The organism is Microbacterium martis, from assembly GCF_047246685.1.
In the GTDB taxonomy this organism is placed as follows: Bacteria; Actinomycetota; Actinomycetes; order Actinomycetales; family Microbacteriaceae; genus Microbacterium.
Map to the genome: position 1 here is coordinate 972,720 of NZ_JBFOKT010000001.1, position 26,860 is coordinate 999,579.

Below are 26,860 nucleotides of genomic sequence, written 5' to 3' on the forward strand. Positions count from 1 at the left end.
CGCTCAGCGGGCGAGGAAGCGGCCCTCGACGGTCGCCGCGATGACGATCTCCTCCGGCTCGTACTGCATCGCCGGCGCCGCATCCGCGGAGAAGGTGACGGCGCGAGCCTTCAGCATCGGCGGCGTGCTCGGCGATGCGTCGGAGATGAGACCCGCGTCGGCGATCTCGACCGGCATCACCTGACCGAGGCCGAGCGCCCGGGCGTAGGTCTCCGCGCGCGCCACCGCGACGCCGACGGCGTGAGCTGCGACCTCGCCTTCGATACGAGCCGCGGTCGCCGGCGTCACATGCCAATCGACGGCGCCGACCTCCACGCCGTCCCATGACGAGATATCCGACACCCAGACCGAGAGCTCGCCGGCGGCGGCGAACGTGGCGGTGAAGTCGATGGCGGCGTAATACACCGGTGCGAGGCGCTTGCCCTCATGGTTCCAGGGGCGCTCAGCCCGCACAGACAGGTTCTTGCTGCTCCAATCGCTCAGCTCGCCGGCATCCGCTCTCTCCGTCAGGCTCGCGCGCACCGGGTCGGCGAGGTGCATCGCCCGCGCGACGACCGACGCCCGTTCGGAACCCTCGGTGCGCACGCTCAGGCGGATCGTGGCGAGTTCGGGCATGATCCGCGCCTCGTGCTCGCCGCGGACGGTGATGGTGACATCGCTCATGCCGCGACTCTACGCCGAGATCCGGCCACCGATGGAATGGCGAACGCCTCCGCAACGTTGTAGTCTGTGATGCTCGGGTGTTCTCATCCGAGAGGAACAACTCCACAGTGCGACAGCGGCTCCTTCGAGAGAAGGACCACGGGGCTGATCGGTTTCGACAGCGCCTGTGTATCCACGAGAAGCGGGCCGAGGATGCAGAGTTATCTCGTAAACGCTCTCTGCAAAAAAATAGTTGCCGAAACCAAGCGCAACGACTTCGCCCTCGCTGCCTAAGCGAGCCCGATAGTCCGTCAGACCATGTGTGATTCCGGCATGGATCCTGGCGTCATTGAGGAATCTTGCTGCGTGACGGCGTCTGGACGTCACGTGGGACTCTTCCCAGGCCGGGCTCGTCGACTTAGGTGTCTGTGACAAAGGTCGGAGCCGAGCAGAACGTCTCCACAGACTGCGCCCGGAGAAGGCGTGGATTATCAGCGTTGGACGGGGGTTCGATTCCCCCCAGCTCCACCAGGTCGCTGTCGCGAACGGAAACCCCCTGACATCTCACGAGGTGTCAGGGGGTTTCTGCGTTCACACGAGGAATGCCGTGGCGTCAGTCGGCGTCGGGCTCCTCGGCCTCGACGTCTCCGGCCTCTCCGCCGTCGCCCTTCGACGGCGGCACGGTCGGCGGGGTCCCCTTGCGTTCCTCGGCACCGAGATTGTCACCGTCGCCGGGAGCCGGCGAGGGCTCGGTGCTGATGTCGTTGCGGTCGCTGTCGGAGCTCATGCGACTTTCCTTTCGTCGTCTTGCGTGTTCACACTGGCGCGGCCGGTGCGCCGCGCACAGCGCCTTGACATGGGCTCAGCCCGTCCACTCGATGAGGACCAGGCCCTGCTTGGTGTCGGCCAGCTTCACCCAGCCGTCGGAGAACAGATACGTCATGCCGTACCCCTCGTCGTCGGTGCCCATGGAGTACTGCGGATCCTCGGTGAAGTAGGTGCCCTCCGCGCTCTCCTCGCGCCGCCAGCCGCTCTCCAGCAGGGCGGACTGAGCCCGCGTCGTCTCATCCGCGGTGATCGTCGACCAGCCGTAGAGCTGTCCGTGATCCGAACCGACGGAGTAGTCGGCCCAGAAGCACAGGAGCCCCTCGGTCAGCTCGACGTCGCCGACCACGAACTCTTTCGGCTGTGCCGTCCAGCCGGCGTCGGTCAGGGCTTCGACCGTGCCGGCCGAGATCAACGACTCGCAGGAGATCTCCTCCGCCGTGGCGGTAGGCGCCGGTGTCGCCACCGGAGCGACGGTCGGCGCGGGATCGGCCGACGCCGGCGCGCGAGTCGGTGTCGCCGACGGGGCGTGGGGCGCTCCGGCGCAGGCGGTCAGCACGGCGAGCGCGAGGATGCTGCCGACGGAGGCGGACGTGATGCGGCGGAACATGGGGCCTCGGTCGGTTAGGCCTGGAGAAGCGACAGGAAGTCGTCGTGCAGGATGCCGTTGGTGGCGAGCGTCGAGCGGGCGGAGATCGTCTCCTCGCCGTCGAAGGAGGTCATCCGTCCGCCGGCCTCGCGCACGATCGCCACCGCCGCGGCGATGTCGTACTCCTTGACGTCGAACTCCGCGACCATGTCGATGCGTCCTTCCGCCAGCAGCATGTAGGCGTAGACGTCTCCGTAGGCCCGGTCGCGCCAGACACGGTCGGCGAGGGCGAGGAGTGCGTCACGCTGTCCTGCACCGGTCCACTGCCCGAGGCTCTGGAAGCTCACGCTCGCGTCGTCGAGCGTGGCGACCTGCGAGGTCTGCAGCTGTCGCGGCGCGGCATCCGTCGCCGTCCAGGCGCCCGATCCGGCGGATGCCCACCAGCGCCGCCCGAGAGCCGGCATGCTGACGACCCCGACCTGCGGCACCCCGTCGATCGCGAGGGCGATCATCGTGCCCCACAGCGGCACGCCGCGGAGGAAGTTGGCCGTGCCGTCGATCGGATCGATGATCCATTGACGCTCCGTGCTGCCCTGGGCGCCGTACTCCTCGCCGAAGATCCCGTCTTCGGGGCGCTCGACCTCGAGGATGCCGCGGATCGCCCGCTCGGTGGCGAGGTCGGCGTCTGTGACGTGGGATCGGTCGGCCTTCGTCGAGATCTCGAGGTCGGCCGCGTCGAAGCGGGGGAGCGACTGCGCGTCGGCCGCGTCGGCCAGGCGGAGAGCGAGCTCGAGATCGCGCTGCAGGCGCTCTGCACGGAGGGCGGGGATGGTCACCGTCCCAGAATAGTCGGCCGTTCCGCGCGCCCAGAGGGTCGTTTGGCCAAGGTGGCTGTGGTCTCACGGTCGGCCACGCCCGGGACCGACTCGATTTCGCGTGATGGCCACCGGCTGGTAGTGTAATTCCTCGGTCGGGTTGATCCCGGCCCACGCACCTCTAGCTCAATCGGCAGAGCAACTGACTCTTAATCAGTGGGTTCAGGGTTCAAGTCCCTGGGGGTGCACCACACAGAAAGACTCGGTCAGGACGCAGGTCCTGGCCGGGTCTTCTTCGTTGCGAGCCACGTCAGGTCAGCTGTTCCAGCAGTTCCTCGACGCGCGCCTTGATCTCGTCTCGGATGACCCGCACGGCATCGATGCCCTGGCCTGCTGGGTCGGCCAGCTCCCAATCCTCGTAGCGCTTGCCGGGGAAGATCGGACAGGCGTCGCCGCATCCCATCGTGACGACCACGTCAGACGCACGCACGTTCTCCGTGGTGAGGACTCGGGGCGCCTGCGCGGTGATGTCGATCCCCTCCTCGGCCATGACGGCGACCGCGGCGGGGTTGATCCGGTCGGCGGGTTCGCTCCCTGCGGAGAGAACACGCACCCGGTCTCCCGCGAGCTCTCGCAGGTATCCGGCGGCCATCTGCGAGCGCCCCGCGTTGTGGACGCAGACGAACAGGACGGTCGGGGTCTCGGACATCTCGGTTCCTTCTCGTGCTTCAGGGCCGGAGCGTCACGCGACGCCGATCACACGGCCGTCGGTGATACGGCACAGGTCGTCGAAAGTCATCGGCATCACGGTATGCGGATGACCGGCCGCCGTCCAGATCTCGTCGTAGCGCTGCAGCGACTCGTCGACGAAGGTGCGAAGAGGCGAAGGGTGACCGACCGGCGCGACCCCGCCGATCGCCTGTCCCGTCGAGGCGCGAACCACGGATGCCGGCGCCATACCCACCTCGACGGCGCCGATCGCCGCCGCGACCACCGACGGGTCGGCCCGGTGTCCTCCACTGGTCATCACCAGCACCGGCTCGCCGTCGGCGACGAAGACGAGGCTGTTGGCGATCGCTGCGACGTCGCATCCGATCGCGGCGGCGGCTTCCGGTGCCGTACGGGCGGAATCGGGCAGCACACGGATGTCGGCGTCGACGCCACGCTCGGAGAGCGCCCGGTGCACGGCCTGACTGCGCTCGGGGAGCGACAGATGGTCGGTCATCGCTCCACCGTATCGGAGCCGTGACTCACCGCGTCGAAGGAGCTCAGGCCGCGTCGCCGATCAGCACGGCCGCGGCGTCGTCGGTCGCCGCGTCGTCGGGTTCATCGTCGATGTGGGCCAGAACCCGGCGTCCGAGCAGCACGGTGACCGCCGCCAGCAGCACCGACACGGCAGCGAAGAGATAGGGCACGGTGGCGTTGAACGCGTGCCACAGCAGCGCGGCGATCGGCGGGGCCATCGCGCCGCCGAGGAAGCGGACCGCCGAGTAGGCCGACGAGGCGACCGAACGCGGGAGGTCGGTCGCCTCCATCACCGCCTCGGTGAGCACGGTGTTCATGATGCCGAGAAGGAGCCCGCCGACGACGATGCAGGCCACGAGAGCGCCGGCGCTCTTCACGACGAGGCCGGCGATCACGAGGTCGACGGCCAGGAGCGGGAGGACGATGAGGATGACGCGCGTGCGCGGCATCCGACGCATCAGCACAGGGGCCACCCACACGCTGGTGACGGCGAGAGCGACGCCCCAGCCGAAGAAGGTGAAGCCGATGCCGAGTGCTCCGAACCCGAGCGGGAAGGGCGAGAACGCCAGCAGCACGAAGAACCCGATGTTGTAGAACAGCGCGGCGACGGCGAGGATCGCCAGCGCAGGGCGACGAAGGGCCGCGAAGGGGGCGGAGAAGGGGACCGGATGCCGCTGCTCGCGCGGGCCGCGCAGCAGGATCAGCACCGCCACGAAGGCGATCGCCATCAGCGCGACCACGCCGAAGAACGGGCCGCGCCAGCTCTGCTCGCCGAGGATGCCGCCCAGCAGCGGCCCCACGGCGATCCCGAGACCGAGCGCCGCCTCGTAGAGGATGATGGCGGTGCCGCTCCCGCCCGACGCGGCGCCGACGATCGTCGCCAGGGCGGTGGAGATGAACAGCGCGTTGCCGAGTCCCCAGCCCGCGCGGAAGCCGATCACCGCGTCGACGCTCCCGCTCACGGCGCACAGCAGGGAGAAGACCACGACGAGGGCGAGTCCGATGAGCAGGGTCGCCTTGGCGCCGATGCGGCTGGAGATCCAGCTCGTGACGAGCATCGCGAGCCCGGTCACGAGCAGGTAGCTGGTGAAGAGCAGTTCGGTCTCGACCGGACTGGCCTCCAGCGATTCGGCGATCGCGGGGAGGATGGGGTCGACGAGGCCGATGCCCATGAAGGCGACGACGCAGGCGAAGGCGACGGCCCAGACCTGCGCGGGCTGCTTCCACACCGACGTAGAAGACGACCCAGAAGTTCGTGCGGGAGTGGTCATCGGGCGTCTCCTGTCGAATCGGAAGCGGTGTGCGCGGCGAGGATCTCGGCGGCGCGTGAGAGGGTGTGCCAGTCGTCCTCGCTCAGGTCGTCGAAACGAGGAGCCAGCGTCTCGCGGAACTCGCGGCGCCAGGCGGCCAGCGTCTCGGATCCGAGGGGTGTCGCGTGGACGACGGTCGCGCGGGAGTCGTCGGGATCGGGGGAGCGGAGCACCAGCTTCTCGCGCTCCAAGCTCCCGAGCAGACGGGTCATCCCGGGTTGGGTAGTGCGGGCGGCGTGTGCGAGCGCGCCCACCCGCTGCGGTCCGGCCTGTTCGAGGAGGCTGAGCACCCGCCACTGCGCCGCCGGAGCGTCGTTTCCGGCATCCTGGGCGGCGATGCGACCCAGGGCGTACCCGGAGAGCACCAGAGAGGCGATGACATCGGGACGATTCATACCGCTAAGTATATACCCGATGGTATGTATCGAGGGTGCACCGGCTATCGACGGGCGCTCGCGATGCGCGCCGAGAGCTGATGCGCGTGCGCCAGGAGCGTGCGTCCGAGGTCGGCCAGACGATCCGGACCGAAACGGAACTCGACCCCCGTCAGGCTCAGCGCCCACTCCGGACGGCCGGCGCGATCGAAGACCGCCGCCCCGATGCCCCAGCTGCCCTCGACGATCAGGCCCGGGTTCACGGCGTAGCCCCGCTCCTTCGTCTCGGCGAGCCGAGTGCGCAGCGCCGAAGCGCCGTGGGCGCGGCCCCAGGAGCCCTCGAGCTCGGGGTGGCGAGCGAGATACGCATCCACATCGTGGTCGGGGAGGAACGAGAGGATCGCCAGGCCGGCACTGGCGACGCCGAGGGGGAACCGCACGCCCTCACTCAGCACGAACGAGCGGATCGGGAACGCCCCCTCCTCGCGGAGCAGGCACACGGTCTCGTCGGCGCGGCGGACGGAGAAGAAGGCGCTCTCCTCGGTCTTGACGGCCAACGACCGGACGATGTCACGTGCCAGCGCGGTCACGTCGTAGCGCGCCGCGGCGACGGATCCCATGAGGAAGAGCTCGGGGCCGGGCATCCAGCGCGAGCTCTCGTCGTCGCGGTCGACGAGTCCCTCGGCCCTGAGCGCGGTCAGGAGGCGGTGCGCCGTCGACCGGGAGAGACCGGCGTCGCGCGCCAGCTCGTGCAGTGCCGCCCCGTCGACGCCGGCTGCGGTGACGAGTCGCAGCAGCCCGGCGGCGCGGGCGACCGCCTGAGCACCCGGTACCGTGCGCGGGGATTCCATGATGTGGACGCTATCGCCGCCCGCGACCACATCGCAAGATCGGGATGGAGGACGCCCCGGAGAGGGCGGATGCTGGAGTGAGACGCGGATCCGGAGGAGCAGACGTGATCGACAAGCAATGGGAATCGGCGGATGCCGCGGTGGCCGACATCGACGACGGCTCGTCGCTGGCCGTCGGCGGCTTCGGTCTCTCGGGCAACCCGATCGCGCTCATCGAGGCGCTGCTGGCGAAGGGGACCCGGGACCTCAGCATCGTGAGCAACAACTGCGGTGTCGACGACTGGGGACTCGGCGTCCTGCTCGCGGCGCAGCGAATCCGCAAGATGACCTCGTCGTACGTGGGCGAGAACAAGGAGTTCGAGAGGCAGTTCCTTGCGGGTGAGCTCGAGCTGGAACTCACCCCGCAGGGAACACTGGCGGAGAAGCTCCGCGCGGGCGGGTCGGGCATCGCCGCGTTCTTCACCCAGACCGGCGTGGGCACGCAGGTCGCCGAGGGCGGCCTGCCGCGCCGCTACAACCCGGACGGGTCGATCGCCGTGGCATCCCCGGTCAAAGACGTCCGGACGTTCCCGGTGAACGGTGAGCCGACGCAGTTCGTGCTGGAGGAGGCGATCACCACCGACTTCTCCCTCGTGCACGCCGCCGTGGGAGATCGGCACGGCAACCTGGTCTTCTCGCGGTCGGCGCGCAACTTCAACCCGCTCGCTGCCATGGCCGGCCGCATCTGCGTCGCGCAGGTGGAGCGGCTGGTCGAGCCGGGAGAAATCGATCCCGATCGCGTTCACCTTCCGGGCATCTACGTGCATCGCATCATCGAGGTCGGCACCGACATCCCCAAACGCATCGAACGGCGCACGGTCTCCGCACCCCCGAGCGCCGCGGAAGGAGCCTGAGATGGCGCTCACGCGTGAGCAGATGGCGGCGCGCGCCGCCGCGGAGCTGGCCGACGGCGCCTATGTGAACCTCGGCATCGGGCTCCCGACGCTGGTTCCGAATCATGTGCCGCCGGGGGTCACGGTGGTGCTGCAGTCGGAGAACGGCATCCTCGGCGTCGGGCCCTATCCGCAAGAGGATGCCGTCGACCCCGACCTGATCAACGCGGGGAAGGAGACGGTCACCGTGCTGCCGGGATCGGCGTTCTTCGATTCGGCGACCAGCTTCGGCATGATCCGCGGCGGGAAGATCGACGCCGCCATCCTCGGTGCGATGCAGGTGTCGGCGAGCGGCGACCTCGCCAACTGGATGATCCCGGGGAAGATGGTCAAGGGTCCAGGAGGGGCGATGGACCTGGTGCACGGGGCCGGGCGCGTCATCGTCCTCATGGAGCACGTCGCGCGCGACGGTTCCGCCAAGATCGTCGAACACTGCACTCTTCCCCTCACCGGACGAGGAGTGGTCGATCGGATCATCACCGACCTCGCCGTCATCGACGTGACGGAGAATGGGCTCGCGCTGGTCGAGCTCGCGCCCGGCGTCACCGTCGACGAGGTCGTCGCCGCCACCGAACCTCCGCTCACGATCGCGGAGGGCCTCACCGAGGAAAGGATCCCAGACCATGGCTGAGCAGGAGTCGGCCGACGACGTCGTCATCGTCGCCGCCGCGCGTACCCCGCAAGGGCGCCTCAAAGGTCAGCTCTCCGCCTTCACGGCGCCGCAGCTCGGCTCGTTCGCGATCCGTGGCGCGCTGGAGCAGGGCGGGGTCGATGCGGCCGAGGTCGACGCGGTGATCGTCGGTCAGGTGCTCGCCGCCGGGTCGGGGCAGAACGCGGCTCGGCAGGCGGCGATCGGTGCGGGGATCGGCTGGGATGTGCCCGCGCACTCGGTCAACAAGGCGTGCCTCTCGGGGCTGACGGCGATCATCGACGCGGCGCGGATGATCCGCACGGGCGATGCCGAGGTCGTCGTGGCCGCGGGCATGGAGTCGATGACCCGCGCGCCGCACCTGCTGATGGGATCGCGCGACGGATGGGCGTACGGCAGCGTCGAGGTGCTCGACCACATGGCCTATGACGGGCTGACCGACGCCTACGACCACGACAGCATGGGGGCGTCGACCGAGCGGCACAACGCCCGGTACGAGCTCACCCGAGAGGCGCAGGATGCCGTGGCGGCGCTGTCGCACCAGCGAGCCGCCGCCGCAAGGGAGGAGGGCGTGTTCGACGACGAGATCGTCGCGGTGACGGTGCCGCAGCGACGCGGCGAGCCGCTCCGCGTGAGCGCCGACGAGGGGGTGCGACCCGAGACCACCGTCGAGACGCTGGCGGGGCTGCGCGCGGCGTTCGCCGAGGGCGGCTCGATCACCGCCGGCAACTCCTCGCAGATCTCCGACGGCGCCTCGGCCGTCGTCGTCACCTCGCGCGCCACCGCGATCGCGAAGGGCTGGCCGATCCTCGTGACCGTGGGCGCAGGCGGCCAGACGGCCGGGCCCGACAACTCGTTGCAGGCACAGCCGGCGCGGGCCATCGAGCGGGCCTGCGAGAAGCAGGGCATCACCCCGGCCGACCTCGACCTGGTCGAGATCAACGAGGCGTTCGGTGCCGTCGTGGCGAGGTCGCAGACCGAGCTCGGTCTCGACAGCGGGATCGTCAACATCCACGGCGGCGGCATCGCTATCGGCCACCCGATCGGGGCCTCGGGCAATCGACTGGTCGTGCACGTCGCGCACGAACTCGTGCGTCGCGGTCGCGGGACCGCGGCCGTCGGACTCTGCGGCGGCGGTGGTCAGGGCGAGGCGCTCATCCTGACCCGCTGACGACCCCGAGAGCGCTCGCGGCGCCGGTGGGCGAGCTCAGCCGCGGCGGTCTTTCGCGTGCCCCTGCGCGTCGGCGAGGGCCTTCTGGGAGCGGAACTGCAGACGCTGGGCCTTCTTCGACTTCTTCACCGACTGCGGCGAGTCGGCATCGACGAGGACCCCGCGTCGTGCGCGGTTCATGTCGACGACCGCCCCGACCGCGAGGGCCATGGTGATGCCCCAGCTGACCCACGACAGCACGGAGCGCCAGGTGATGGGCTCTTCGCGCGTGCCGCGCAGCAGCGAGATGCCCGCGGAGATGGCTGCGACGAGTCCGGTGCTGAAGAGGTAGCGCATGCCCCCACGTTACTCGGCGTCGCGCCGGGCCGTCCCGAGCCTTGACAAGCCCTGTCTGATCCTGTCAGGGGATGCGTGGAAGGAGAGCTGTCTGTGGACGGGGAGCAGGTGCGACGGGTTATCATGGTCCCGTCGCGGCTCGCCCGCGGCCGCATCAACCGTGTATCTACCGGCCGTGGGCAATCCCGCGGACAGCGGCGGCACCCGACACCCGCGTCTTCGACGCGCGAGAGCCATGACACACGCACAGACACGCGCCCCGCTGCAGCATCCTCGTCACGACGAGCCCTCCCTGTTCCGCCTCGCCGGGCTGCCGTATTTCCTCATCGCCTTCATCGCGAGACTTCCTTTCGCGATGATGGTCGTCGGCGTCCTCACGGTCGTCGTCGCCGCCCGCGGCTCGCTCTCGCTGGGCGGTCTCACGTCGGCCGCGGTCGGTCTCGGCACGGCCTGCTTCGGTCCGCTGCTCGGCGCCGCCGCCGACAGGTTCGGCCAGCGCACGGTCCTCCTCGTGCTGGCACTGGCGAACGGGGGCATGCTCGCGGTGTTCACCGTGGTGGTCTACGGCTCCGCGGCCGACGGCTTCGTGCTCCTGGCCGCAGTCGGCATCGGCGCCACCGCTCCCCAGGTCGCACCCCTGTCGCGGTCGCGCCTGGTGACGATCATCCGCGAGCGGATGCCCGTGGGGCGACGCGACCGCACCCTCTCCGGGACGATGGCCTACGAGTCGGCCGCCGACGAGACCGTGTTCGTGTTCGGGCCCTTCCTCGTCGGCATCCTCGCCTCCGCCCTGGCACCGTGGGCGCCCCTCATCGGAGCGGCCGCGCTGACCGTGGTGTTCGTGGGGGCGTTCGCGCTGCATCCGACCGGCCGCCACGTCTCGCAGGAGCGCGACTCGTCGGGGCGCGCACCCTCGGGCGTCTCCGAGCTGTTCCGGGCCCAGCTGCTGATCGTCGTCGTCGGGATCCTGGGGGTCGGCGTGTTCTTCGGCGCGATGCTGACCTCGCTCACCTCCTTCATGGCCGATCGAGGCGCTCCCGAGCAGGCCGGCCTGCTCTACGGGGTGATGGGCGTCGGTTCCGCGGTGCTGGCGCTCGGCGTGGCCTGGCTGCCGCCGGCCTTCTCGCTGCGTGCCCGATGGCTCGTCTTCTCCGGCATCCTCCTGGCGGGAACCGTGCTGCTCGGCTTCGTCGACTCGCCGGCGACGATGACCATCGCCCTCGCCGTCATGGGCGTGGGAATCGGTCCGACGCTCGTCACGCAGTACAGCTTCGGTGCCGCTCGCAGCCCCCGCGGACGCTCGGCCACCGTGATGACCATGCTCGGATCGGGGATCGTCGTCGGGCAGTCGCTCGGCGCGGCGGTGACCGGCGAGCTCGCCGAGAGCGCGGGCACTGCTGCCGCCCTCGTGCTGCCGATGGTCGCCGCGGCCATCGCGTTCGCCGCCGGGGCCGCGAACTGGTTCCTGAGCGGTCGCGCGACGCCCGCGGAGCGCACCACCGCGTGAGCCGTGTCGGCCCCCGCGCGCCGACCTCGATAGCCTGGGAAGCATCCGACCCCGAGGCGTGAGGAGACACGATGGCTGCCGCAGAGTTCGTCGTGGTGGCCAACCGGCTGCCCGTCGACCGAGTCGCAGGACCCGACGGCGAGGAGGTGTGGCGCACCTCGCCCGGTGGGCTCGTGGCCGCGCTCGAGCCCGTCATGCAGGGCGTCGACGGCGCGTGGGTGGGCTGGCCCGGGCAGGCCGACGTGGAGCTCAAGCCCTTCCGCTCCGGCGGCATCCGCCTCATCCCGATCGCGCTGAGCGAGCAGGAGGTCGCCGAGTACTACGAGGGGTTCTCGAACGACACGATCTGGCCGCTGTATCACGACGTGATCGCTCCGCCGCAATACCACCGCGAGTGGTGGGACGCGTACGTCGCCGTCAACCGGCGCTTCGCCGAAGCGGCCGCGGCCGCCGTGGCGACCGACGGCACCGTGTGGGTGCACGACTATCAGCTCCAGCTGGTGCCGCAGATGGTCCGCGAACTCCGCCCCGACGTGACCATCGGATACTTCCACCACATCCCGTTCCCCGCCCACGGCCTCTACTCCCAGCTGCCCTGGCGCGGCCAGGTGCTGCGCGGACTCCTCGGCGCCGACGTCATCGGCTTCCAGCGGGCGACCGACGCGACCAACTTCCTCAACGCCGTCCGTCGACGGCTCAAGTACGAGATCAAGTCCTCGTCGGTCACGGTTCCCCGCGGAGACGGAGGCACGGAGATCGTCGGCGAGTCGCATCGCTCGCTCGTCCGGGCGTTCCCCATCTCGATCGACACCACGCCCTACCTCGAACTCGCCGCCCGTCCCGACATCCAGGCGCGCGCTGCCGAGATCAGGGAGAGCCTCGGGAACCCGAAGCACATTCTCCTCGGCGTGGACCGCCTCGACTACACCAAGGGCATCGGCCACCGCATCAAGGCCTACGGCGAGCTCCTGACCGACGGCGTGCTGTCGGTCGAGGACGTGACTCTGGTGCAGGTCGCGAGCCCCAGCAGGGAGCGCGTCGACGCCTACGCCAATCTGCGCGACGAGATCGAGCTCTCGGTCAGCCGCATCAACGGCGACAACGACACCATGGGCCACACCGCCATCCGCTACCTGCACCAGGGGTACCCGCGCGAGGAGATGGCGGCGCTCTACCTCGCGGCCGACGTGATGCTCGTCACCGCGCTGCGCGACGGCATGAACCTCGTGGCCAAGGAGTACGTCGCCACCCGCATCGACAACCGCGGCGTCCTGGTGCTCAGCGAGTTCGCCGGAGCCGCCGACGAACTGGGGAGCGCGATCCTGGTCAACCCGCACGACATCGCCGGGCTGAAGGAGGCGATCATGCAGGCCGTCGAGATGCCGGTCCGCGAGCAGTCGCGTCGGATGCGCTCGCTTCGCCGCCGCGTGCTCGACCACGACGTCGTGGCGTGGTCGGACTCGTTCCTCTCGGCGCTCGCCGACGCCCGCCTCGCCCGCTGACAGGAGACCGACATGACCCGCACCTGGATCCCCGGCGAACCCGACGCCGATCTCTCCGCCCTCGCCGCGACGCCCCGCCTCGTCGTCGCGCTCGACTTCGACGGCACCGCCTCGCCGCTCGTGCCGGATCCGATGGCGGCCAGAGCCCTGCCCGAGATCGCGACGCAGATCAGACGGTTGACGGAGTTGCCCGACACCGTGGTGGCGTACGTCTCCGGTCGCAGCATGCACGACCTGCGGGTCATCACCGAGCACACCGACGACTCCGTCATCGCGCTCGCGGGTTCGCACGGTGCGCAGTACTGGTACCCGGGGGACGGCGACGGCTCCGCCGACGACGCGGGCGATGATGCCGACCGCGAGGCGCTGTGGGAGGCGGCGCGCCCGATCATCGACCGGTACGAGGGCGTCGAGTTCGAACCCAAGACCTTCGGGATGGGCGTGCACACGCGTCGCGCCGACCGTCGGACGGAGGAGCTGGCCTTCGCCGAGATCGACGCCCTCGTCGCCGAGCGCTTCCCGCACTGGCGGCGTCGGTCCGGGCACCGGGTGCTGGAGTTCTCGTCGCGCAACGAGGGGAAGGATGCGGCGATCGCCGCGCTGCGCGCCCGGTTCGACGCGACCGGCATCCTCTTCGCCGGCGACGACGTGACCGACGAGGACGCCATGCGCGTCCTGCAGCCGGGGGATCTCGGCGTACGGGTCGGGCCGGGAGAGAGTGCCGCGATCCTGCGTGTGGAGGATCCACAACGGATCGCCCTGCTTCTGGAGGCGCTCGCGGACGAGCGGGCCGCTCTGCGGGAATAGACTTCCGTCATGTCCTCGCATGATCCCTCCGCCAGCGCGCCCATCGACATCAAGCCCCGCAGCCGCGTCGTCACCGACGGCATCGAGGCGACGACCTCTCGCGGGATGCTCCGCGCCGTCGGCATGGGCGATGCCGACTGGGACAAGCCGCAGATCGGCATCGCCTCGAGCTGGAACGAGATCACGCCCTGCAACCTCAGCCTCGACCGTCTCGCTCAGGGTGCGAAGGAGGGCGTGCACTCCGGGGGCGGATACCCGCTGCAATTCGGCACGATCTCGGTCTCGGACGGCATCTCGATGGGGCACGAGGGCATGCACTTCTCCCTCGTGTCGCGCGAGGTCATCGCCGACTCCGTCGAGACCGTCATGATGGCCGAGCGCCTCGACGGATCGGTCCTGCTCGCCGGCTGCGACAAGTCGATCCCCGGGATGCTCATGGCCAGCGCCCGCCTCGACCTGTCGAGCGTCTTCCTCTACGCCGGTTCCATCGCCCCGGGATGGGTCAAGCTCTCGGACGGCACCGAGAAGGACGTCACGATCATCGACTCCTTCGAGGCCGTCGGCGCGTGCCGAGCCGGTCTCATGAGCGAGGAGGACCTCAAGCGCATCGAGTGCGCGATCGCGCCCGGCGAGGGCGCCTGCGGCGGCATGTACACCGCGAACACCATGGCGTCGGTGGCCGAGGCGCTGGGGCTCAGCCTGCCGGGATCCGCGGCGCCGCCCGCAGCCGACCGCCGGCGCGACTACTTCGCCCACCGCTCGGGCGAGGCCGTGGTGAACCTCCTCCGGCAGGGGATCACGACCCGCGACATCCTCACCAAGGACGCCTTCGAGAACGCGATCGCGCTCGCGATGGCGCTGGGCGGATCGACGAACGTGGTGCTGCACCTGCTCGCCATCGCCCGCGAGGCCGAGGTCGAGCTGAGCCTGCACGACTTCAACCGGATCGGCGACAAGGTCCCGCACGTGGCCGACATGAAGCCTTTCGGCAAGTACGTCATGAACGACGTCGACCGCCACGGCGGCATCCCCGTGATCATGAAGGCGATGCTCGACGAGGGCCTGCTGCACGGCGACGCGCTGACCGTCACGGGGAAGACGCTCGCCGAGAACCTCGCCGACCTGAATCCGCAGCCGATCGACGGCGAGGTCATCCACACGTTCGACAACCCGATCCACGCCACCGGCGGCCTCACGATCCTGCACGGGTCGCTGGCGCCCGAGGGCGCGGTCGTGAAAACGGCCGGGTTCGACGCCGCCGTCTTCGAGGGCCCGGCGCGGGTGTTCGAGCGCGAGCGCGCCGCGATGGATGCCGTGGCCGAGGGGTCGATCGAGCCGGGCACGGTCATCGTCATCCGCTACGAGGGTCCCAAGGGCGGCCCGGGTATGCGCGAGATGCTCGCCATCACGGCGGCCATCAAGGGCGCAGGGCTCGGAAAAGATGTACTACTCTTGACGGACGGACGATTCTCAGGCGGCACAACCGGCCTGTGCATCGGCCACATAGCACCCGAAGCGGTGGACGCTGGTCCCATCGCCTTCGTGCGCGATGGTGATCTGATACGGGTCGATATCGCAGCTCGCTCTCTCGACCTACTCGTCGACGACGCTGAGCTCGCCTCCCGCCGTTCTGGCTGGGAGCCGCTTCCCCCGCGCTACACCCGAGGCGTTCTTGCCAAGTATTCGCGCCTCGTGCGGTCCGCCGCCGAGGGCGCGACGACCGGCTGATCCGGTCCGTCGAGGGGTTCGAGCCCGTCGAAGGACCGACGTCGCCCACAGATCATCAGAAGGAAAGTCATGACTGCTGATTCCGTCTCGGCCGTGCCGAGACCGCCCTCCCGTCAGGCCGCCGCGCCCGAGCTGACCGGCGCCGAGGCCGTCGTCCGCTCGCTCGAGCTCCTGGGCGTCACCGACGTCTTCGGACTGCCCGGTGGAGCGATCCTGCCCGTGTACGACCCGCTGATGGACGCCTCCGAGCTGCGTCACATCCTCGTGCGCCACGAGCAGGGTGCCGGGCACGCCGCCGAGGGCTATGCCACGGCGTCGGGCAAGGTCGGCGTGTGCATCGCCACCTCCGGCCCCGGCGCCACCAACCTCGTCACCGCCATCGCCGACGCCTACATGGACTCGGTGCCGCTGCTGGCGATCACCGGTCAGGTGTTCTCGACGCTGATGGGGACCGACGCGTTCCAGGAGGCCGACATCGTCGGCATCACCATGCCGGTCACGAAGCACTCGTTCCTCGTGAAGGACGCCGCCGACATCCCCGGCGCCCTCGCAGCCGCGTACGAGATCGCCTCGACCGGACGACCGGGCCCGGTGCTGGTCGACATCACCAAGGACGCGCAGCAGGACACGGTGCCCTTCGTGTGGCCGCCGAAGGTCGACCTGCCCGGATACCGACCGGTGACGAAGGCGCACGGCAAGCAGATCCAGGCCGCCGCCGCCCTTCTCGCCGAGGCGAAGAAGCCGGTTCTCTACGTCGGCGGCGGTGTCATCCGCGGTCGTGCGTCGGCCGAGCTCCTGCAGCTGGCGGAGTCGACGGGAGCGCCCGTCGTGACCACGCTGATGGCGCGCGGCGCCTTCCCCGACTCGCATCCGCAGCACCTCGGCATGCCGGGCATGCACGGCACGGTCCCGGCCGTCCTCGCCCTGCAGGAGGCCGACCTGCTCGTCTCGCTCGGCGCGCGATTCGACGACCGCGTCACCGGGAAGGCCGCGCTGTTCGCACCGCACGCCAAGGTCGTCCACGTCGACATCGACCCCGCGGAGATCTCCAAGATCCGCACCGCGGACGTGCCGATCGTGGGTGACGTGCGCGACGTGCTGACCGATCTCGACGCCGCGTACCGCGGTGTCACGGGGGCGGCGAAGCCCGACACCGAGGAATGGTGGTCGTACCTCGACGGCCTGCGCAACGAGTTCCCGCTCGGCTATGCGCCCACCACCGACGGCCTGCTCGCTCCGCAGTACGTGATCCAGCGGATCGGCGAGCTCACCGGCCCCGAGGGCGTCTACGCCTCCGGCGTGGGCCAGCATCAGATGTGGGCGGCGCAGTTCATCAAGTACGAGCGCCCCAACGCGTGGCTCAACTCGGGCGGCGCGGGCACCATGGGATACTCCGTGCCCGCGGCGATGGGCGCGAAGGTCGCCCAGCCGGATCGTCACGTGTGGGCGATCGACGGCGACGGCTGCTTCCAGATGACCAACCAGGAGCTCGCCACCTGCGCGATCAACAACATCCCCATCAAGGTCGCGGTCATCAACAACTCCTCGCTCGGCATGGTGCGCCAGTGGCAGACGCTGTTCTACGACGGCCGGCACTCGAACACCGACCTCAACACGGGGCACGGAACCGTGCGCATCCCCGACTTCGTGAAGCTCGCGGAGGCCTACGGATGCCTGGCGATCCGCGTCGAGAAGGAGGACGAGGTGGATGCCGCCATCCAGCTCGCCCTCGAGACGAACGACCGCCCCGTGGTGATCGACTTCGTGGTGAGCGCCGACTCGATGGTGTGGCCGATGGTGCCGCAGGGGGTCAGCAACAGCTACGTCCAGTACGCGCGAGACCACGCGCCCGCCTTCGACCAGGAGGACTGAGCGATGTCGACACATGTGCTGAGCCTGCTGGTGGAGGACCGCCCCGGTCTTCTGACCCGTGTCGCCGGGCTGTTCGCCCGCCGCAGCTTCAACATCGAGTCCCTCGCCGTGGGCGTGACCGAGGTGCCCGGGATCTCCCGCATCACCGTGGTCGTCGACGTGGAGGAGCAGCTCCCGCTCGAACAGGTGACCAAGCAGCTCAACAAGCTGATCAACGTCATCAAGATCGTCGAGCTCGATCCGGCGGCGTCGGTGCAGCGCGAGCACATGCTCGTGAAGGTGCGCACCGACAACGCCACGCGGTCGAACGTGATCGAGGTCGTCAACCTCTTCCGCGCCTCGGTCGTCGACTATGCGCCGGACGCGCTCGTCGTCGAGGTCACGGGCGACAAGGGCAAGGTCGACGCTCTGCTCAAGGCCCTCGAGCCCTTCGGCATCAAGGAGATCGCCCAGTCGGGTCTGCTCGCCATCGGGCGCGGCGGCAAGAGCATCACCGAGCGCGTCCTGCGCAGCTGAACCCCACATACTCGCTGGGTCCCTGAGCCTGTCGAAGGGCCCGACACAACCACCAATAAGGAGAAACACACCGTGAGCACCGAGATCTTCTACGACGCCGACGCCGACCTGTCCCTCATCCAGGGCAAGAAGGTCGCGATCGTCGGCTACGGCTCCCAGGGCCACGCCCACGCGCAGAACCTGCGCGACTCGGGCGTCGAGGTCGCCATCGCGCTGAAGGAGGGCTCGAAGTCCGCTGCGAAGGCCGAAGAGGCCGGCTTCGCCGTGAAGACCGTCGCCGAGGCGACCGAGTGGGCCGACCTCATCATGATCCTCGCGCCGGACCAGCACCAGCGCATCATCTACAGCGAGTCGATCGCACCGAACCTCACCGCGGGCAAGACCCTCGCGTTCGCGCACGGCTTCAACATCCGCTTCGGCTACATCGACGCGCCCGAGGGCGTCGACGTGATCCTGGTCGCGCCGAAGGCGCCGGGTCACACGGTGCGTCGCGAGTTCGTCGCGGGCCGCGGCATCCCCGACATCATCGCCGTCGAGCGCGACGCCTCGGGCCACGCGTGGGACCTCGCCCTGTCGTACGCCAAGGCGATCGGCGGAACGCGCGCCGGCGTCATCAAGACCACCTTCACCGAAGAGACCGAGACCGACCTGTTCGGCGAGCAGGCCGTGCTGTGCGGCGGTATGAGCCACCTCGTGCAGGCCGGCTTCGAGACGCTCGTCGAGGCGGGCTACCAGCCGCAGATCGCCTACTTCGAGGTGCTCCACGAGCTGAAGCTCATCGTCGACCTCATGTGGGAGGGCGGCATCGCCAAGCAGCGCTGGTCGATCTCCGACACCGCCGAGTTCGGCGACTACGTCTCGGGCCCGCGCGTGATCGACGAGCGCGTCAAGGAGAGCATGAAGGGCGTCCTCTCCGACATCCAGTCGGGAGCCTTCGCCAAGCGCTTCATCGACGACCAGGACAACGGCGGCGAGGAGTTCCTCGCGCTCCGCGCCAAGGAGGAGCAGCACCCGATCGAGGTCACGGGCAAGGAGCTCCGCTCGCTGTTCGCGTGGAAGCAGCAGGACGAGGACTACGTCGACGGCTCTGCCGCTCGCTGATCCCACACGGAAAGGGAAGAGCCCGGTGCGATGCACCGGGCTCTTCCCTTTCCGACGTGGTCACTCTGCGGGAGCGGCGTCCTCGACCTCGATCGGCGCATCGGCGGGATCGGCCCACACGGGAGCGGGGAGCGGCGTGTCGACCTGGCCGCCCTGAATGGCCCTGAGAGCCTCGGTGATCTCGTCGGCGTTCTCCGGAACGGCCAGGTCGCAGGCGCGCAGCTCCGACGGGAACTGCAGCGTGAGGCGGATCTTGCCGGCCTCCACGGCCTCGGCCGTGGTCCCGGTGCGGATCTCGCTGCCGGTCTGGATCGCCGACACCTCGTCGCACACGTGATAGACCTCGCCGCCGTCGACCCACACCACCTCGTCCTTGCCGAGGAGCTGGATCACGGCAGACTGATCGGCGGTGTACTGCTCGACCGACGGGGGATCGAAGTCGATGCCCAGCACGACGGCCAGGGCCGCCAGGACGATGCCCACGATTCCCGCCGTCGTCTTCTGGCCCTTGTCCATATCCTTGTTCAGGAACACCAGGATGATGAGGGGGAGGAAAGCGACGACGGCGATGATCGCGCCGAGCTGGTTCTGCACGAAGAACCGCACGGTGTCGGACTTGCGGGCCGGGTCGAGGCGATTGGCCTTCTTCCACAGCACGGAGCCGGTGATCGACAGAGCGGCGATCACCACCAGGAGCGCGAGCAGAGCGATGAAGGCCCACTGGGGGAAGTGCGCGGTGACGCCCTGCTCCTGCAGGAGACCGGTTCCGGGATCGCGGACGAGCGTGCCGTCATCACCGACGAACTCCCGCTGCCGCAGGAGCCAGAAGATCCCGACCGCCTCGCCCACGATGGCCAGTGCCCACAGCGCTCCGGCGATCCAGCGGAAGGTCGTGGCCTTCTTCTTCGCCGCCGCCGTCGGCGTCCAGTCCGCGGGCCGCGCGTTGTCCTCCTGCTGTGCCACGACGACTCCTCTCCCTGACGGGCAGCGGTCGGCCCGATTGATGCCCGAGCATAGTGGAGCGCGTGTCCTACGCTGGGGAGATGACTTCCGATTCGGATGATGCTCTGCGGTGGGAGGGCGATGAGACGGCGGCATCCCGCAGCAGCGCGGCGTCGCGCACTCCGCGGCCTGCCCCGGGTCGCGCCGCCGAAGCCGTCGACTCCGGCTCGGGGCAGCGGGCGACCGACGAGGTCGCAGGGATCAGCACCGGCATGCTGCTCCTCATCGGCGTCGTCGCCGGCGTGTACCTCCTCTACACGCTCGGGTGGGTCGTCGGTGGCCTGCGGCTGCGACCCCTGGCATCCTTCCTCGTCGCCGACGCGATGTTCCTGCCGTGGTTCGTGCTCGCGATCGCCGCTCCCGCCCTCTGGTTCCTGGCCAGTTGGCTGCTCACCCGTGCCCGGCCGGTCTGGGTTCGCGTCGTGGCGCTTCTCGCGGGCGTGATCCTCCTCGTTCCCTGGCCGTTCGTCACGGTGGGGGTGATCGGTTCATGAGCGAGACTCGGAGCGCGCCGGTGTCGGCCGGATCGCCGCGCTGGCTCGTGGGACTCGTCATCGGCGTCGCGGGACTCTTCTACGCCTACGCGGTCTGGAACGCGATCGCCCACCTGCTGACGATGGCGCAGACGGGACTGACCGGCGCCGGCTGGGCGACGCTGTCGTTCGGCGTCGTGTTCCCCGCGATCGTCTTCGCCCTGGCGTTCGCCATCGGCCGTCGCCGCAGGGTCGACGAGCTCGCGATCTCGCTCCTGGCGGGTCTCGGCGTGGTGGCCGTGTTCTGGATGAGTCTGCTCGCGCTGAGCCTCACGCTTCCCAGCGCCTGACGGAAGCGTCACACGGGATCGGGGCGGAGGGGTGCTCCGGTACAGTTGAGGTGATCGCGCCCCCATGGTGTGCGGCGCATCGGCCCCTCCCGCCTGCCGCGCTGCCCCGAAGGATTCTCTGTGCCGAAGCCCGTTGTGCTCATCGCCGAAGTGCTCTCACCCGCCACCATCGAGGCCCTCGGCCCCGACTTCGACGTGAGGAACGTCGACGGCACCGACCGGGAGGCGCTCTTCGCCGCCCTGGCCGACGCCGACGCCGTGCTCATCCGCTCGGCCACGCGCATCGACGAGGAGGCGTTGGCGCACGCGCCGCAGCTGAAGGTCGTCGCTCGTGCGGGCGTCGGCCTCGACAACGTCGACATCAAGGCCGCGACGTCGGCCGGGGTGATGGTGGTCAACGCCCCGACGTCGAACATCGTCTCCGCGGCCGAGCTCACCGTCGGTCACATCCTCAGCCTGGCCCGTCGGATCCCCGCGGCGCACGCATCGCTCGCGGCCGGCCAGTGGAAGCGCAGCTCGTTCACCGGTGCCGAGCTCTTCGAGAAGACGGTCGGCATCGTCGGCCTCGGTCGCATCGGCGCGCTGGTCGCGGCGCGCCTCGCGGCCTTCGACATGCGGGTGGTGGCCTACGACCCGTACGTGACGTCGGCGCGGGCGCAGCAGCTGGGCGTGCAGCTGCTCTCGCTCGACGAGCTCGTCGCCGAGGCGGACTTCCTCACGATCCACATGCCGAAGACGCCCGAGACGACCGGCATGATCGGAGCGGAGCAGTTCAAGGCCATGAAGTCGACGGCGTTCGTGGTCAACGTCGCGCGCGGCGGCCTGATCGATGAGGCGGCGCTGCACGAGGCGCTCGTGGCCGGCGAGATCGCCGGTGCGGGACTCGACGTCTTCACCTCCGAGCCGCCCGCCGAAGGCGGAACGGCACGACCCCTGCTCGACCTGCCCAACGTGGTCGTCACGCCGCACCTCGGCGCGAGCACCGAGGAGGCCCAGGAGAAGGCGGGCGTCTCGGTCGCGCGTTCCGTGCGCCTCGCCCTCGGCGGCGATCTCGTACCCGATGCCGTCAACGTGGCCGGTGGCGTCATCGATCCCTACGTCCGCCCGGGGATCGCGCTCGTCGAGAAGCTCGGTCAGATCTTCGCCGCGCTCGCGACCAGCCCGCTGACGAGCCTCGATGTCGAGGTGCACGGCGAACTCAACGACTACGACGTCAGCGTGCTCAAGCTCGCCGCCCTCAAGGGGGTCTTCACCAACATCGTGAGCGAGACGGTGTCGTACGTGAACGCGCCGCTGCTCGCGGAGCAGCGCGGCATCGCGGTGAGGCTCCTCCAGGACGACGTCAGCGACGAGTACCGCAACATCATCACCCTCACCGGCGCCCTCTCGGACGGATCGCAGCTCTCGGTCTCCGGGACGCTCACCGGTCCGAAGCAGACCGAGAAGCTCGTCGGCATCAACGATCACGCCCTCGAGCTGCCGATCGAGAAGCACCACGTCGTGATGCTCTACACCGATCGTCCGGGCATCGTGGCCGTCTACGGGCAGAAGTTCGGCGAGGCGGGCATCAACATCGCCGGCATGCAGATCGCCCGTCAGGCCGCCGGCGCACAGGCGCTCAGCGTGCTGACGCTCGATTCGCCCGTGTCGGACGAGCTGCTCGACGACGTGCGCGCGGCGATCGACGCCGATCTGTTCCGTCAGATCGAGATCACCGAGGTCTGACCCCGGGTCACGAGTCCGAGGGCGGGGGAGCGACGGCGTCTCCGCCCTCGGCCGCCTGCGAGGGGTTCACGGCCGTCGCTCGCAGCACCAGCGTGATGAGGTCGGCGAGCTCGCGGTCGTGGGGCACGAGTCGTTCCGGTCCGTTGACGTCGAGCGAGTTGTTGAAGTAGAGCCCGTCGCTGAGCAGCATCACGAGATCGAGACTCGCCGTGTCGCGCACGTGTGGTCGGATCGCGTCCTCCCAGCGACGTCGCGTCTGTCGAAGCATGTCGGCGGCCGCGGCCGATCCGCCCTGCGCCAGCCGGGACGCGGCGATGAGCGCGCGATCGAGGGCATGGTCCTCCATCACCGAGGTGCGGACGTAGTACGCCACAGGCCCCTCCGGGCTCGCCGCCATCCGTTCGAGATCGGAGGCGGTCAGGGTGGCGAGACGCTCGAGCAGTCCGGTCTCGAGCTCCTCCTTCGATCCGAAGTGATAGAGCAGGCCGCCCTTGGAGACGCCGGCGGCCCTGGCGGTGGCGTCGAGCGTCGCGGCGCGCTCGCCGTCGGCGATGACGATCTGTTCGAAGGCGTCGAGCACCTTTTCGCGGGCGAGGGGTGGGCGTGGCATGTCTGTTACTATACCATCTGGACGGTCTACTAACGCGACCGTCGAGATCTGAGAGGTGTTCCATGGTTCGCACGGCGTCGATCCCGACGACCGAGACGGATGCCCCCCGCGTCGGCGCGCGCGGATGGGCCGCGCTCGTCGTCCTCATGCTCCCGGTGCTGCTCGTCTCGGTCGACAACACGGTGCTGAGCTTCGCGCTGCCCGAGATCTCGCTGTCTCTGGCGCCGTCGGGTGCGGAGCAGCTGTGGATCATCGACGTCTATCCGCTCGTGCTCGCGGGGCTCCTCGTGACGATGGGCACCCTGGGCGACCGATTCGGACGGCGGCGGATGCTGCTCATCGGAGCGACCGGATTCGCCGCGGTCTCGGCGTTGGCCGCCTTCGCCCCCACGGCGGGTCTGCTCATCGCCGCACGCGCGCTGCTCGGCTTCTTCGGCGCCATGCTCATGCCCTCGACGCTGTCGCTCCTGCGCTCGATCTTCCGGAACCGTGATCAGCGACGCATGGCCATCGCCGTATGGGCGTCGGCCTTCTCGGCCGGCGCGGCGCTGGGCCCGATCGTGGGTGGGTTCCTGCTCGAGCATTTCGCCTGGGGGTCGGTGTTCCTCATCGCCGTCCCCGTGCTGATTCCGCTGCTGGTGTGCGCGCCCCTTCTCGTCCCCGAGAGCCGTGACCCGAGCCCGGGCCGCATCGATCCGCTCAGCATCCTGCTCTCGATGGCGGCGATGATCCCGATCGTGTACGCCATCAAGTCGCTGGCCGTCGACGGGCCGTCGCCGGCCGCTGCCGCCTGGGCCGTCCTCGGCCTGGTGATGGGCGCCCTCTTCGTGCGGCGCCAGCTGCGCGCCGACATCCCGATGCTCGACATGGGGCTCTTCCGCCGCGGTTCCTTCTCGGGAGCGATCCTCGTCAACCTGCTCAGCGTGGTGGCCCTCGTCGGATTCCTGTACTTCGTCTCGCAGCACCTTCAGCTCGTGCTCGGACTGACGCCGATGCTCGCCGGCGCCGCCCTGGTGCCCGGGATGGCGGCGATGATCGTCGCGGGCCTCACGGTCGTCCCGATCTCGCGCCGCGTGCCGCCGCACGTCCTCGTGCCGGGCGCGCTGGTCTTCTCGGTCGTCGGTTACGTGATCGTCGCCGCCACGACGCACGATCACGGCGTCGCACCGCTGATCATCGCGTTCGTCGTGCTCGGCATCGGCATCGGCGCCGCCGAGACGATCTCGAACGAACTCATCCTGTCGAGCGCGCCGGCGGAGAAGGCGGGGGCCGCCAGCGCCGTCTCCGAGACCGCCTACGAGCTCGGCGCGGTGCTGGGAACCGCGGTCCTGGGCGGGATCATCACCGCCTTCTACCGCGGGGCCCTGGCGCTGCCCGACGGGCTTCCCGCCGAGGCGGCGCGCGCGGCCCGCGAGACCCTCGCCGGCGCGTACACGACGGCGCAAGAGCTCCCGGCCTCCCTCGGCGACGCGCTGTGGGATGCAGCGGCATCCGCCTTCGGCTCTGGGGTGACGGTGACCTCGGTGATCGGCGGGGGACTGGTCGTCGTGGCGGGCGTCATCGCCGCCGTCACACTGCGCAAGGCCCCCACGCACTGAGCACTACTCTGGGAGGACACGACCGCGCGCCGTGCGAACGGGTGCGTGCGGTCCATCCCGGTGCAAGGAGTGTCATGTCGCGTGTCGTCAAGCTGGCCGTCATCCCCGGTGACGGCATCGGTCCCGAGGTCATCGCCGAGGCGGAGAAGGTCCTCGAGGCGGTCACGGCCGAGAGCGACGTCGTCTTCGACAAGACGCGGTTCTCGCTCGGGGCGGCCCGCTACCTCGAGACGGGCGACACGCTGACCGACGACGACCTCGCGGCGATCACCGCGCACGACGCGATCCTCCTGGGAGCGGTGGGGGGAACCCCGGGCGACCCGCGGCTCGCCGACGCGAACATCGAGCGCGGGCTGCTGCTCAAGCTCCGGTTCACGCTCGATCACTACGTGAACCTGCGACCGTCGAAGCTCTTCGCCGGCGCGCCGGGGCCGCTGGCCGACCCCGGCGACGTCGATTTCGTTGTGGTGCGCGAGGGCACCGAGGGCCCGTACGTCGGCAACGGCGGCGCGATCCGCAAGGGCACGCCGCAGGAGGTCGCCAACGAGACGTCGGTGAACACCGCCTTCGGCGTGGAGCGGGTCGTGCGCTACGCGTTCGAGCTCGCGGAGCGGCGGCGGAAGAAGCTCACGCTCGTGCACAAGACGAACGTCCTGGTGCATGCCGGGGCCATCTGGCAGCGCGTGGTGAACGAGGTGGCGGCCGCCCACCCCGACGTGACGGTCGACTACCTCCACGTGGATGCCGCGACCATCTTCCTGGTGACCGATCCCTCGCGATTCGACGTGATCGTCACCGACAACCTCTTCGGCGACATCCTCACCGATCTCGCGGGGGCGGTGACGGGCGGCATCGGCCTCGCGGCATCCGGTAACATCAATCCCGACGGGGCATTCCCCTCGATGTTCGAACCCGTCCACGGCTCAGCCCCCGACATCGCGGGCCAGCAGAGAGCCGATCCGACCGCAGCGATCCTGTCGGTCGCCCTCCTGCTCGATCACCTCGGATTCCCCGCCGAATCGGCGCGAGTCCACGCGGCGGTCGAAGCGGACATCGCCGGGCGTGCGGGGGCGCGCACGACGGCGGAGATCGGCTCCGCGATCACTGCCCGTCTCTGACCGACGGGCGTAGGCTGAGACGGCGCGATGATGCGCCCACCCACGAGGAATGGATGACGAGATGACGACCATCGACGAGACGGCCACCGTGCCTCCGCTCGAGTTCGCCGTGACGAAGAATCTCACGGCGGCCGCTCCCGGCCGAGTCGCGGAGGTGCACGAGAACCCCGGATTCGGCGTCGCCTTCACCGATCACATGGTCGACATCTGCTGGTCGGCCAAGGGCGGCTGGCACCGCGCGCGCGTGCAGCCGTACGGACCCATCCCGCTCGACCCCGCGGCATCGGTCCTGCACTACGGGCAGGAGATCTTCGAGGGCATCAAGGCGTATCGCCACGCCGACGGCTCGATCCACACCTTCCGCCCCGACCGTAACGCGGCTCGCATGCAGGCGAGCGCTCGGCGCATGGCGCTGCCGGAGCTCCCGACGGAGTACTTCATCCAGTCCCTGCGCGAGCTCGTCGCCATCGACGGACACTGGGTGCCGTCCGGCGACGACCAGAGCCTCTACCTGCGGCCGTTCATGTTCGCGAAGGAGGCCTTCCTGGGCGTGCGTGCGGCGCAGAAGGTCGCCTACTACGTGATCGCCAGCCCTGCCGGCGCCTACTTCGCCGGGGGTGTCAAGCCCGTGCGTATCTGGCTCTCCGTGGACCATGCTCGCGCGGGTCGCGGCGGAACCGGGAAGGCCAAGACCGGCGGCAACTACGCCTCGAGCCTGCTCCCGCAGACGCTGGCGTACGAGAAGGGCTGCGATCAGGTCGTGTTCATCGATGACGACCGCAACGTCGAGGAACTCGGCGGCATGAACATCGTCTTCGTGTTCAAGGACGGCCGCGTGGTCACCCCGGAGTCGGACAGCATCCTCGAGGGGATCACGCGCGACTCGCTGCTGCAGCTCGCCGCAGACCGCGGCTACACGGTCGAGAAGCGTCCGATCTCGATCGACGAGTGGCGCGAGGGCGTGGCATCCGGTGACATCGTCGAGGTGTTCGCGTGCGGCACCGCCGCGGTCGTCACGCCGATCGGCGCCCTGGTGGGCGAGGACTTCGACGAGCCGCAGCCGCAGGGCGAGCTCGCGCTGTCGCTGCGCGAGGAGCTCACCGACATCCAGTACGGCCGACGCGAGGACCGGCACGGCTGGCTGCTGCGTCTCGACGCCTGACTCTCTTCTTCTCTTCTGCGCCGAGACCCCGCCTTCCCGCCGAGACCCCG

The 26,860-nt window shown here is 69.6% G+C and carries 28 protein-coding genes, 1 tRNA gene and 1 other RNA gene; 18 read left to right on the plus strand and 12 right to left on the minus strand.

All coding sequences use genetic code 11. The features are described from left to right. Positions 1-3 precede the first annotated feature (3 nt). The gene (locus AB3M90_RS04605; RefSeq protein WP_412950239.1) at positions 4-663 is read right to left on the minus strand and encodes an SIMPL domain-containing protein; all 660 of its coding nucleotides are present in this window, start codon (positions 661-663) and stop codon (positions 4-6) included. A 140-nt stretch (positions 664-803) separates the two neighbouring features. Between AB3M90_RS04605 and ssrA the strand changes: the two genes are divergently transcribed. Next, positions 804-1,173: a transfer-messenger RNA gene (gene ssrA / locus AB3M90_RS04610) on the plus strand. Between the two features lie 82 nt (positions 1,174-1,255). Here the strand turns inward: ssrA and AB3M90_RS04615 are convergent. The 3 genes from AB3M90_RS04615 to AB3M90_RS04625 form a co-directional block, all read right to left on the minus strand. After that, positions 1,256-1,429: a hypothetical protein gene (locus AB3M90_RS04615; RefSeq protein ID WP_412950241.1), complete on the minus strand. Its 174-nt coding sequence runs from the start codon at positions 1,427-1,429 to the stop codon at positions 1,256-1,258. 75 nt (positions 1,430-1,504) lie between these two features. Continuing rightward, positions 1,505-2,077 (minus strand): hypothetical protein, encoded by a 573-nt coding sequence (locus AB3M90_RS04620; RefSeq protein WP_412950242.1) that lies wholly within the window; start codon positions 2,075-2,077, stop codon positions 1,505-1,507. 14 nt (positions 2,078-2,091) lie between these two features. Then, positions 2,092-2,886 (minus strand): inositol monophosphatase family protein, encoded by a 795-nt coding sequence (locus AB3M90_RS04625; protein ID WP_412951217.1) that lies wholly within the window; start codon positions 2,884-2,886, stop codon positions 2,092-2,094. Between the two features lie 160 nt (positions 2,887-3,046). On the opposite strand from AB3M90_RS04625, the gene AB3M90_RS04630 reads away from it, so the two are divergent. Then, positions 3,047-3,122: transfer RNA gene (locus AB3M90_RS04630), tRNA-Lys, on the plus strand. Between the two features lie 59 nt (positions 3,123-3,181). On the opposite strand, the gene AB3M90_RS04635 is transcribed toward AB3M90_RS04630, so the two are convergent. The 5 genes from AB3M90_RS04635 to AB3M90_RS04655 are packed head-to-tail and all read right to left on the minus strand — an operon-like array spanning position 3,182 to position 6,651. After that, positions 3,182-3,580 (minus strand): arsenate reductase ArsC, encoded by a 399-nt coding sequence (locus AB3M90_RS04635; RefSeq protein WP_412950243.1) that lies wholly within the window; start codon positions 3,578-3,580, stop codon positions 3,182-3,184. 33 nt (positions 3,581-3,613) lie between these two features. Then, on the minus strand, positions 3,614-4,096 hold the full coding sequence (locus AB3M90_RS04640) for a YbaK/EbsC family protein (protein ID WP_412950244.1): 483 nt from the start codon (positions 4,094-4,096) through the stop codon (positions 3,614-3,616). Positions 4,097-4,139: 43 nt separating this feature from the next. Next, positions 4,140-5,387 (minus strand): MFS transporter, encoded by a 1,248-nt coding sequence (locus AB3M90_RS04645; RefSeq protein ID WP_412950245.1) that lies wholly within the window; start codon positions 5,385-5,387, stop codon positions 4,140-4,142. Then, positions 5,384-5,821 carry a MarR family winged helix-turn-helix transcriptional regulator gene (locus AB3M90_RS04650; RefSeq protein WP_412950246.1) on the minus strand — a complete coding sequence of 146 codons (438 nt, stop codon included), beginning with the start codon at positions 5,819-5,821 and terminating at the stop codon, positions 5,384-5,386. Before AB3M90_RS04650 ends, AB3M90_RS04645 begins: the two co-directional genes overlap by 4 nt. A gap of 44 nt (positions 5,822-5,865) precedes the next feature. Then, positions 5,866-6,651 carry an IclR family transcriptional regulator gene (locus tag AB3M90_RS04655; RefSeq protein WP_412950247.1) on the minus strand — a complete coding sequence of 262 codons (786 nt, stop codon included), beginning with the start codon at positions 6,649-6,651 and terminating at the stop codon, positions 5,866-5,868. A 104-nt stretch (positions 6,652-6,755) separates the two neighbouring features. Between AB3M90_RS04655 and AB3M90_RS04660 the strand changes: the two genes are divergently transcribed. Genes AB3M90_RS04660 through AB3M90_RS04670 form a run of 3 tightly spaced genes read left to right on the plus strand, consistent with a single transcriptional unit; the run spans position 6,756 to position 9,403 of the window. After that, positions 6,756-7,544 carry a CoA transferase subunit A gene (locus AB3M90_RS04660; RefSeq protein WP_412950249.1) on the plus strand — a complete coding sequence of 263 codons (789 nt, stop codon included), beginning with the start codon at positions 6,756-6,758 and terminating at the stop codon, positions 7,542-7,544. 1 nt (position 7,545) lies between these two features. After that, a complete protein-coding gene (locus AB3M90_RS04665) occupies positions 7,546-8,214 on the plus strand; it encodes a 3-oxoacid CoA-transferase subunit B (RefSeq protein WP_412950250.1) in 669 nt (222 codons plus the stop codon). Next, complete coding sequence (locus AB3M90_RS04670) at positions 8,207-9,403, plus strand: acetyl-CoA C-acetyltransferase (RefSeq protein WP_412950251.1); 1,197 nt, start codon at positions 8,207-8,209, stop codon at positions 9,401-9,403. Before AB3M90_RS04665 ends, AB3M90_RS04670 begins: the two co-directional genes overlap by 8 nt. A gap of 36 nt (positions 9,404-9,439) precedes the next feature. Here the strand turns inward: AB3M90_RS04670 and AB3M90_RS04675 are convergent, their stop codons facing one another. Then, entirely contained in the window at positions 9,440-9,739 is a 300-nt protein-coding gene (locus tag AB3M90_RS04675) for a hypothetical protein (protein ID WP_412950252.1), read from the minus strand. A 235-nt stretch (positions 9,740-9,974) separates the two neighbouring features. Between AB3M90_RS04675 and AB3M90_RS04680 the strand changes: the two genes are divergently transcribed. The 7 genes from AB3M90_RS04680 (at position 9,975) to ilvC (ending at position 18,772) form a co-directional block, all read left to right on the plus strand. After that, positions 9,975-11,246 carry an MFS transporter gene (locus AB3M90_RS04680; protein ID WP_412950253.1) on the plus strand — a complete coding sequence of 424 codons (1,272 nt, stop codon included), beginning with the start codon at positions 9,975-9,977 and terminating at the stop codon, positions 11,244-11,246. A 71-nt stretch (positions 11,247-11,317) separates the two neighbouring features. Further along, entirely contained in the window at positions 11,318-12,748 is a 1,431-nt protein-coding gene (locus tag AB3M90_RS04685; RefSeq protein ID WP_412950254.1) for an alpha,alpha-trehalose-phosphate synthase (UDP-forming), read from the plus strand. 12 nt (positions 12,749-12,760) lie between these two features. After that, the gene (gene otsB, locus AB3M90_RS04690) at positions 12,761-13,555 is read left to right on the plus strand and encodes a trehalose-phosphatase (RefSeq protein ID WP_412950255.1); all 795 of its coding nucleotides are present in this window, start codon (positions 12,761-12,763) and stop codon (positions 13,553-13,555) included. 9 nt (positions 13,556-13,564) lie between these two features. Further along, positions 13,565-15,283, plus strand: a complete 1,719-nt coding sequence (gene ilvD / locus AB3M90_RS04695) for a dihydroxy-acid dehydratase (protein WP_412950256.1) — start codon at positions 13,565-13,567, stop codon at positions 15,281-15,283. Positions 15,284-15,352: 69 nt separating this feature from the next. After that, a complete protein-coding gene (locus AB3M90_RS04700) occupies positions 15,353-17,155 on the plus strand; it encodes an acetolactate synthase large subunit (RefSeq protein ID WP_412950257.1) in 1,803 nt (600 codons plus the stop codon). A gap of 3 nt (positions 17,156-17,158) precedes the next feature. Further along, positions 17,159-17,671 (plus strand): acetolactate synthase small subunit, encoded by a 513-nt coding sequence (gene ilvN / locus AB3M90_RS04705; RefSeq protein ID WP_412950259.1) that lies wholly within the window; start codon positions 17,159-17,161, stop codon positions 17,669-17,671. Between the two features lie 72 nt (positions 17,672-17,743). Further along, the gene (gene ilvC, locus AB3M90_RS04710; RefSeq protein WP_412950260.1) at positions 17,744-18,772 is read left to right on the plus strand and encodes a ketol-acid reductoisomerase; all 1,029 of its coding nucleotides are present in this window, start codon (positions 17,744-17,746) and stop codon (positions 18,770-18,772) included. 60 nt (positions 18,773-18,832) lie between these two features. Here the strand turns inward: ilvC and AB3M90_RS04715 are convergent, their stop codons facing one another. Next, positions 18,833-19,735 carry a hypothetical protein gene (locus AB3M90_RS04715; RefSeq protein ID WP_412950262.1) on the minus strand — a complete coding sequence of 301 codons (903 nt, stop codon included), beginning with the start codon at positions 19,733-19,735 and terminating at the stop codon, positions 18,833-18,835. Positions 19,736-19,815: 80 nt separating this feature from the next. Between AB3M90_RS04715 and AB3M90_RS04720 the strand changes: the two genes are divergently transcribed. From AB3M90_RS04720 to serA, 3 genes are all read left to right on the plus strand, one after another. Beyond that, positions 19,816-20,268 carry a hypothetical protein gene (locus AB3M90_RS04720; RefSeq protein ID WP_412950263.1) on the plus strand — a complete coding sequence of 151 codons (453 nt, stop codon included), beginning with the start codon at positions 19,816-19,818 and terminating at the stop codon, positions 20,266-20,268. Next, positions 20,265-20,597 carry a hypothetical protein gene (locus tag AB3M90_RS04725; protein ID WP_412950265.1) on the plus strand — a complete coding sequence of 111 codons (333 nt, stop codon included), beginning with the start codon at positions 20,265-20,267 and terminating at the stop codon, positions 20,595-20,597. Before AB3M90_RS04720 ends, AB3M90_RS04725 begins: the two co-directional genes overlap by 4 nt. A 120-nt stretch (positions 20,598-20,717) precedes the next feature. Then, positions 20,718-22,322: a phosphoglycerate dehydrogenase gene (gene serA, locus AB3M90_RS04730; RefSeq protein ID WP_412950266.1), complete on the plus strand. Its 1,605-nt coding sequence runs from the start codon at positions 20,718-20,720 to the stop codon at positions 22,320-22,322. A 7-nt stretch (positions 22,323-22,329) separates the two neighbouring features. Here the strand turns inward: serA and AB3M90_RS04735 are convergent, their stop codons facing one another. After that, positions 22,330-22,932, minus strand: a complete 603-nt coding sequence (locus AB3M90_RS04735; RefSeq protein WP_412950268.1) for a TetR/AcrR family transcriptional regulator — start codon at positions 22,930-22,932, stop codon at positions 22,330-22,332. 62 nt (positions 22,933-22,994) lie between these two features. On the opposite strand from AB3M90_RS04735, the gene AB3M90_RS04740 reads away from it, so the two are divergent. The 3 genes from AB3M90_RS04740 to AB3M90_RS04750 all read left to right on the plus strand — a co-directional run bounded on the left by AB3M90_RS04740 (position 22,995) and on the right by AB3M90_RS04750 (position 26,810). After that, entirely contained in the window at positions 22,995-24,530 is a 1,536-nt protein-coding gene (locus AB3M90_RS04740) for an MFS transporter (protein WP_412950270.1), read from the plus strand. A 74-nt stretch (positions 24,531-24,604) separates the two neighbouring features. Continuing rightward, complete coding sequence (locus AB3M90_RS04745; RefSeq protein WP_412950271.1) at positions 24,605-25,648, plus strand: 3-isopropylmalate dehydrogenase; 1,044 nt, start codon at positions 24,605-24,607, stop codon at positions 25,646-25,648. 61 nt (positions 25,649-25,709) lie between these two features. Then, positions 25,710-26,810: a branched-chain amino acid aminotransferase gene (locus AB3M90_RS04750; RefSeq protein ID WP_412950273.1), complete on the plus strand. Its 1,101-nt coding sequence runs from the start codon at positions 25,710-25,712 to the stop codon at positions 26,808-26,810. Positions 26,811-26,860 lie beyond the last annotated feature (50 nt).

What these genes read in the sequence shown, in the direction of transcription:
- AB3M90_RS04605 (WP_412950239.1), bottom strand. Translation starts at nt 663, where the DNA reads ATGAGCGATGTCACCATCACCGTCCGCGGCGAGCACGAGGCGCGGATC.
- AB3M90_RS04615 (WP_412950241.1), bottom strand. Translation starts at nt 1,429, where the DNA reads ATGAGCTCCGACAGCGACCGCAACGACATCAGCACCGAGCCCTCGCCG.
- AB3M90_RS04620 (WP_412950242.1), bottom strand. Translation starts at nt 2,077, where the DNA reads ATGTTCCGCCGCATCACGTCCGCCTCCGTCGGCAGCATCCTCGCGCTC.
- AB3M90_RS04635 (WP_412950243.1), bottom strand. Translation starts at nt 3,580, where the DNA reads ATGTCCGAGACCCCGACCGTCCTGTTCGTCTGCGTCCACAACGCGGGG.
- AB3M90_RS04640 (WP_412950244.1), bottom strand. Translation starts at nt 4,096, where the DNA reads ATGACCGACCATCTGTCGCTCCCCGAGCGCAGTCAGGCCGTGCACCGG.
- AB3M90_RS04645 (WP_412950245.1), bottom strand. Translation starts at nt 5,387, where the DNA reads ATGACCACTCCCGCACGAACTTCTGGGTCGTCTTCTACGTCGGTGTGG.
- AB3M90_RS04650 (WP_412950246.1), bottom strand. Translation starts at nt 5,821, where the DNA reads ATGAATCGTCCCGATGTCATCGCCTCTCTGGTGCTCTCCGGGTACGCC.
- AB3M90_RS04655 (WP_412950247.1), bottom strand. Translation starts at nt 6,651, where the DNA reads ATGGAATCCCCGCGCACGGTACCGGGTGCTCAGGCGGTCGCCCGCGCC.
- AB3M90_RS04665 (WP_412950250.1), top strand. Translation starts at nt 7,546, where the DNA reads ATGGCGCTCACGCGTGAGCAGATGGCGGCGCGCGCCGCCGCGGAGCTG.
- AB3M90_RS04670 (WP_412950251.1), top strand. Translation starts at nt 8,207, where the DNA reads ATGGCTGAGCAGGAGTCGGCCGACGACGTCGTCATCGTCGCCGCCGCG.
- AB3M90_RS04675 (WP_412950252.1), bottom strand. Translation starts at nt 9,739, where the DNA reads ATGCGCTACCTCTTCAGCACCGGACTCGTCGCAGCCATCTCCGCGGGC.
- AB3M90_RS04680 (WP_412950253.1), top strand. Translation starts at nt 9,975, where the DNA reads ATGACACACGCACAGACACGCGCCCCGCTGCAGCATCCTCGTCACGAC.
- AB3M90_RS04685 (WP_412950254.1), top strand. Translation starts at nt 11,318, where the DNA reads ATGGCTGCCGCAGAGTTCGTCGTGGTGGCCAACCGGCTGCCCGTCGAC.
- otsB (WP_412950255.1), top strand. Translation starts at nt 12,761, where the DNA reads ATGACCCGCACCTGGATCCCCGGCGAACCCGACGCCGATCTCTCCGCC.
- ilvD (WP_412950256.1), top strand. Translation starts at nt 13,565, where the DNA reads ATGTCCTCGCATGATCCCTCCGCCAGCGCGCCCATCGACATCAAGCCC.
- AB3M90_RS04700 (WP_412950257.1), top strand. Translation starts at nt 15,353, where the DNA reads ATGACTGCTGATTCCGTCTCGGCCGTGCCGAGACCGCCCTCCCGTCAG.
- ilvN (WP_412950259.1), top strand. Translation starts at nt 17,159, where the DNA reads ATGTCGACACATGTGCTGAGCCTGCTGGTGGAGGACCGCCCCGGTCTT.
- AB3M90_RS04720 (WP_412950263.1), top strand. Translation starts at nt 19,816, where the DNA reads ATGACTTCCGATTCGGATGATGCTCTGCGGTGGGAGGGCGATGAGACG.
- AB3M90_RS04725 (WP_412950265.1), top strand. Translation starts at nt 20,265, where the DNA reads ATGAGCGAGACTCGGAGCGCGCCGGTGTCGGCCGGATCGCCGCGCTGG.
- AB3M90_RS04735 (WP_412950268.1), bottom strand. Translation starts at nt 22,932, where the DNA reads ATGCCACGCCCACCCCTCGCCCGCGAAAAGGTGCTCGACGCCTTCGAA.
- AB3M90_RS04740 (WP_412950270.1), top strand. Translation starts at nt 22,995, where the DNA reads ATGGTTCGCACGGCGTCGATCCCGACGACCGAGACGGATGCCCCCCGC.
- AB3M90_RS04745 (WP_412950271.1), top strand. Translation starts at nt 24,605, where the DNA reads ATGTCGCGTGTCGTCAAGCTGGCCGTCATCCCCGGTGACGGCATCGGT.
- AB3M90_RS04750 (WP_412950273.1), top strand. Translation starts at nt 25,710, where the DNA reads ATGACGACCATCGACGAGACGGCCACCGTGCCTCCGCTCGAGTTCGCC.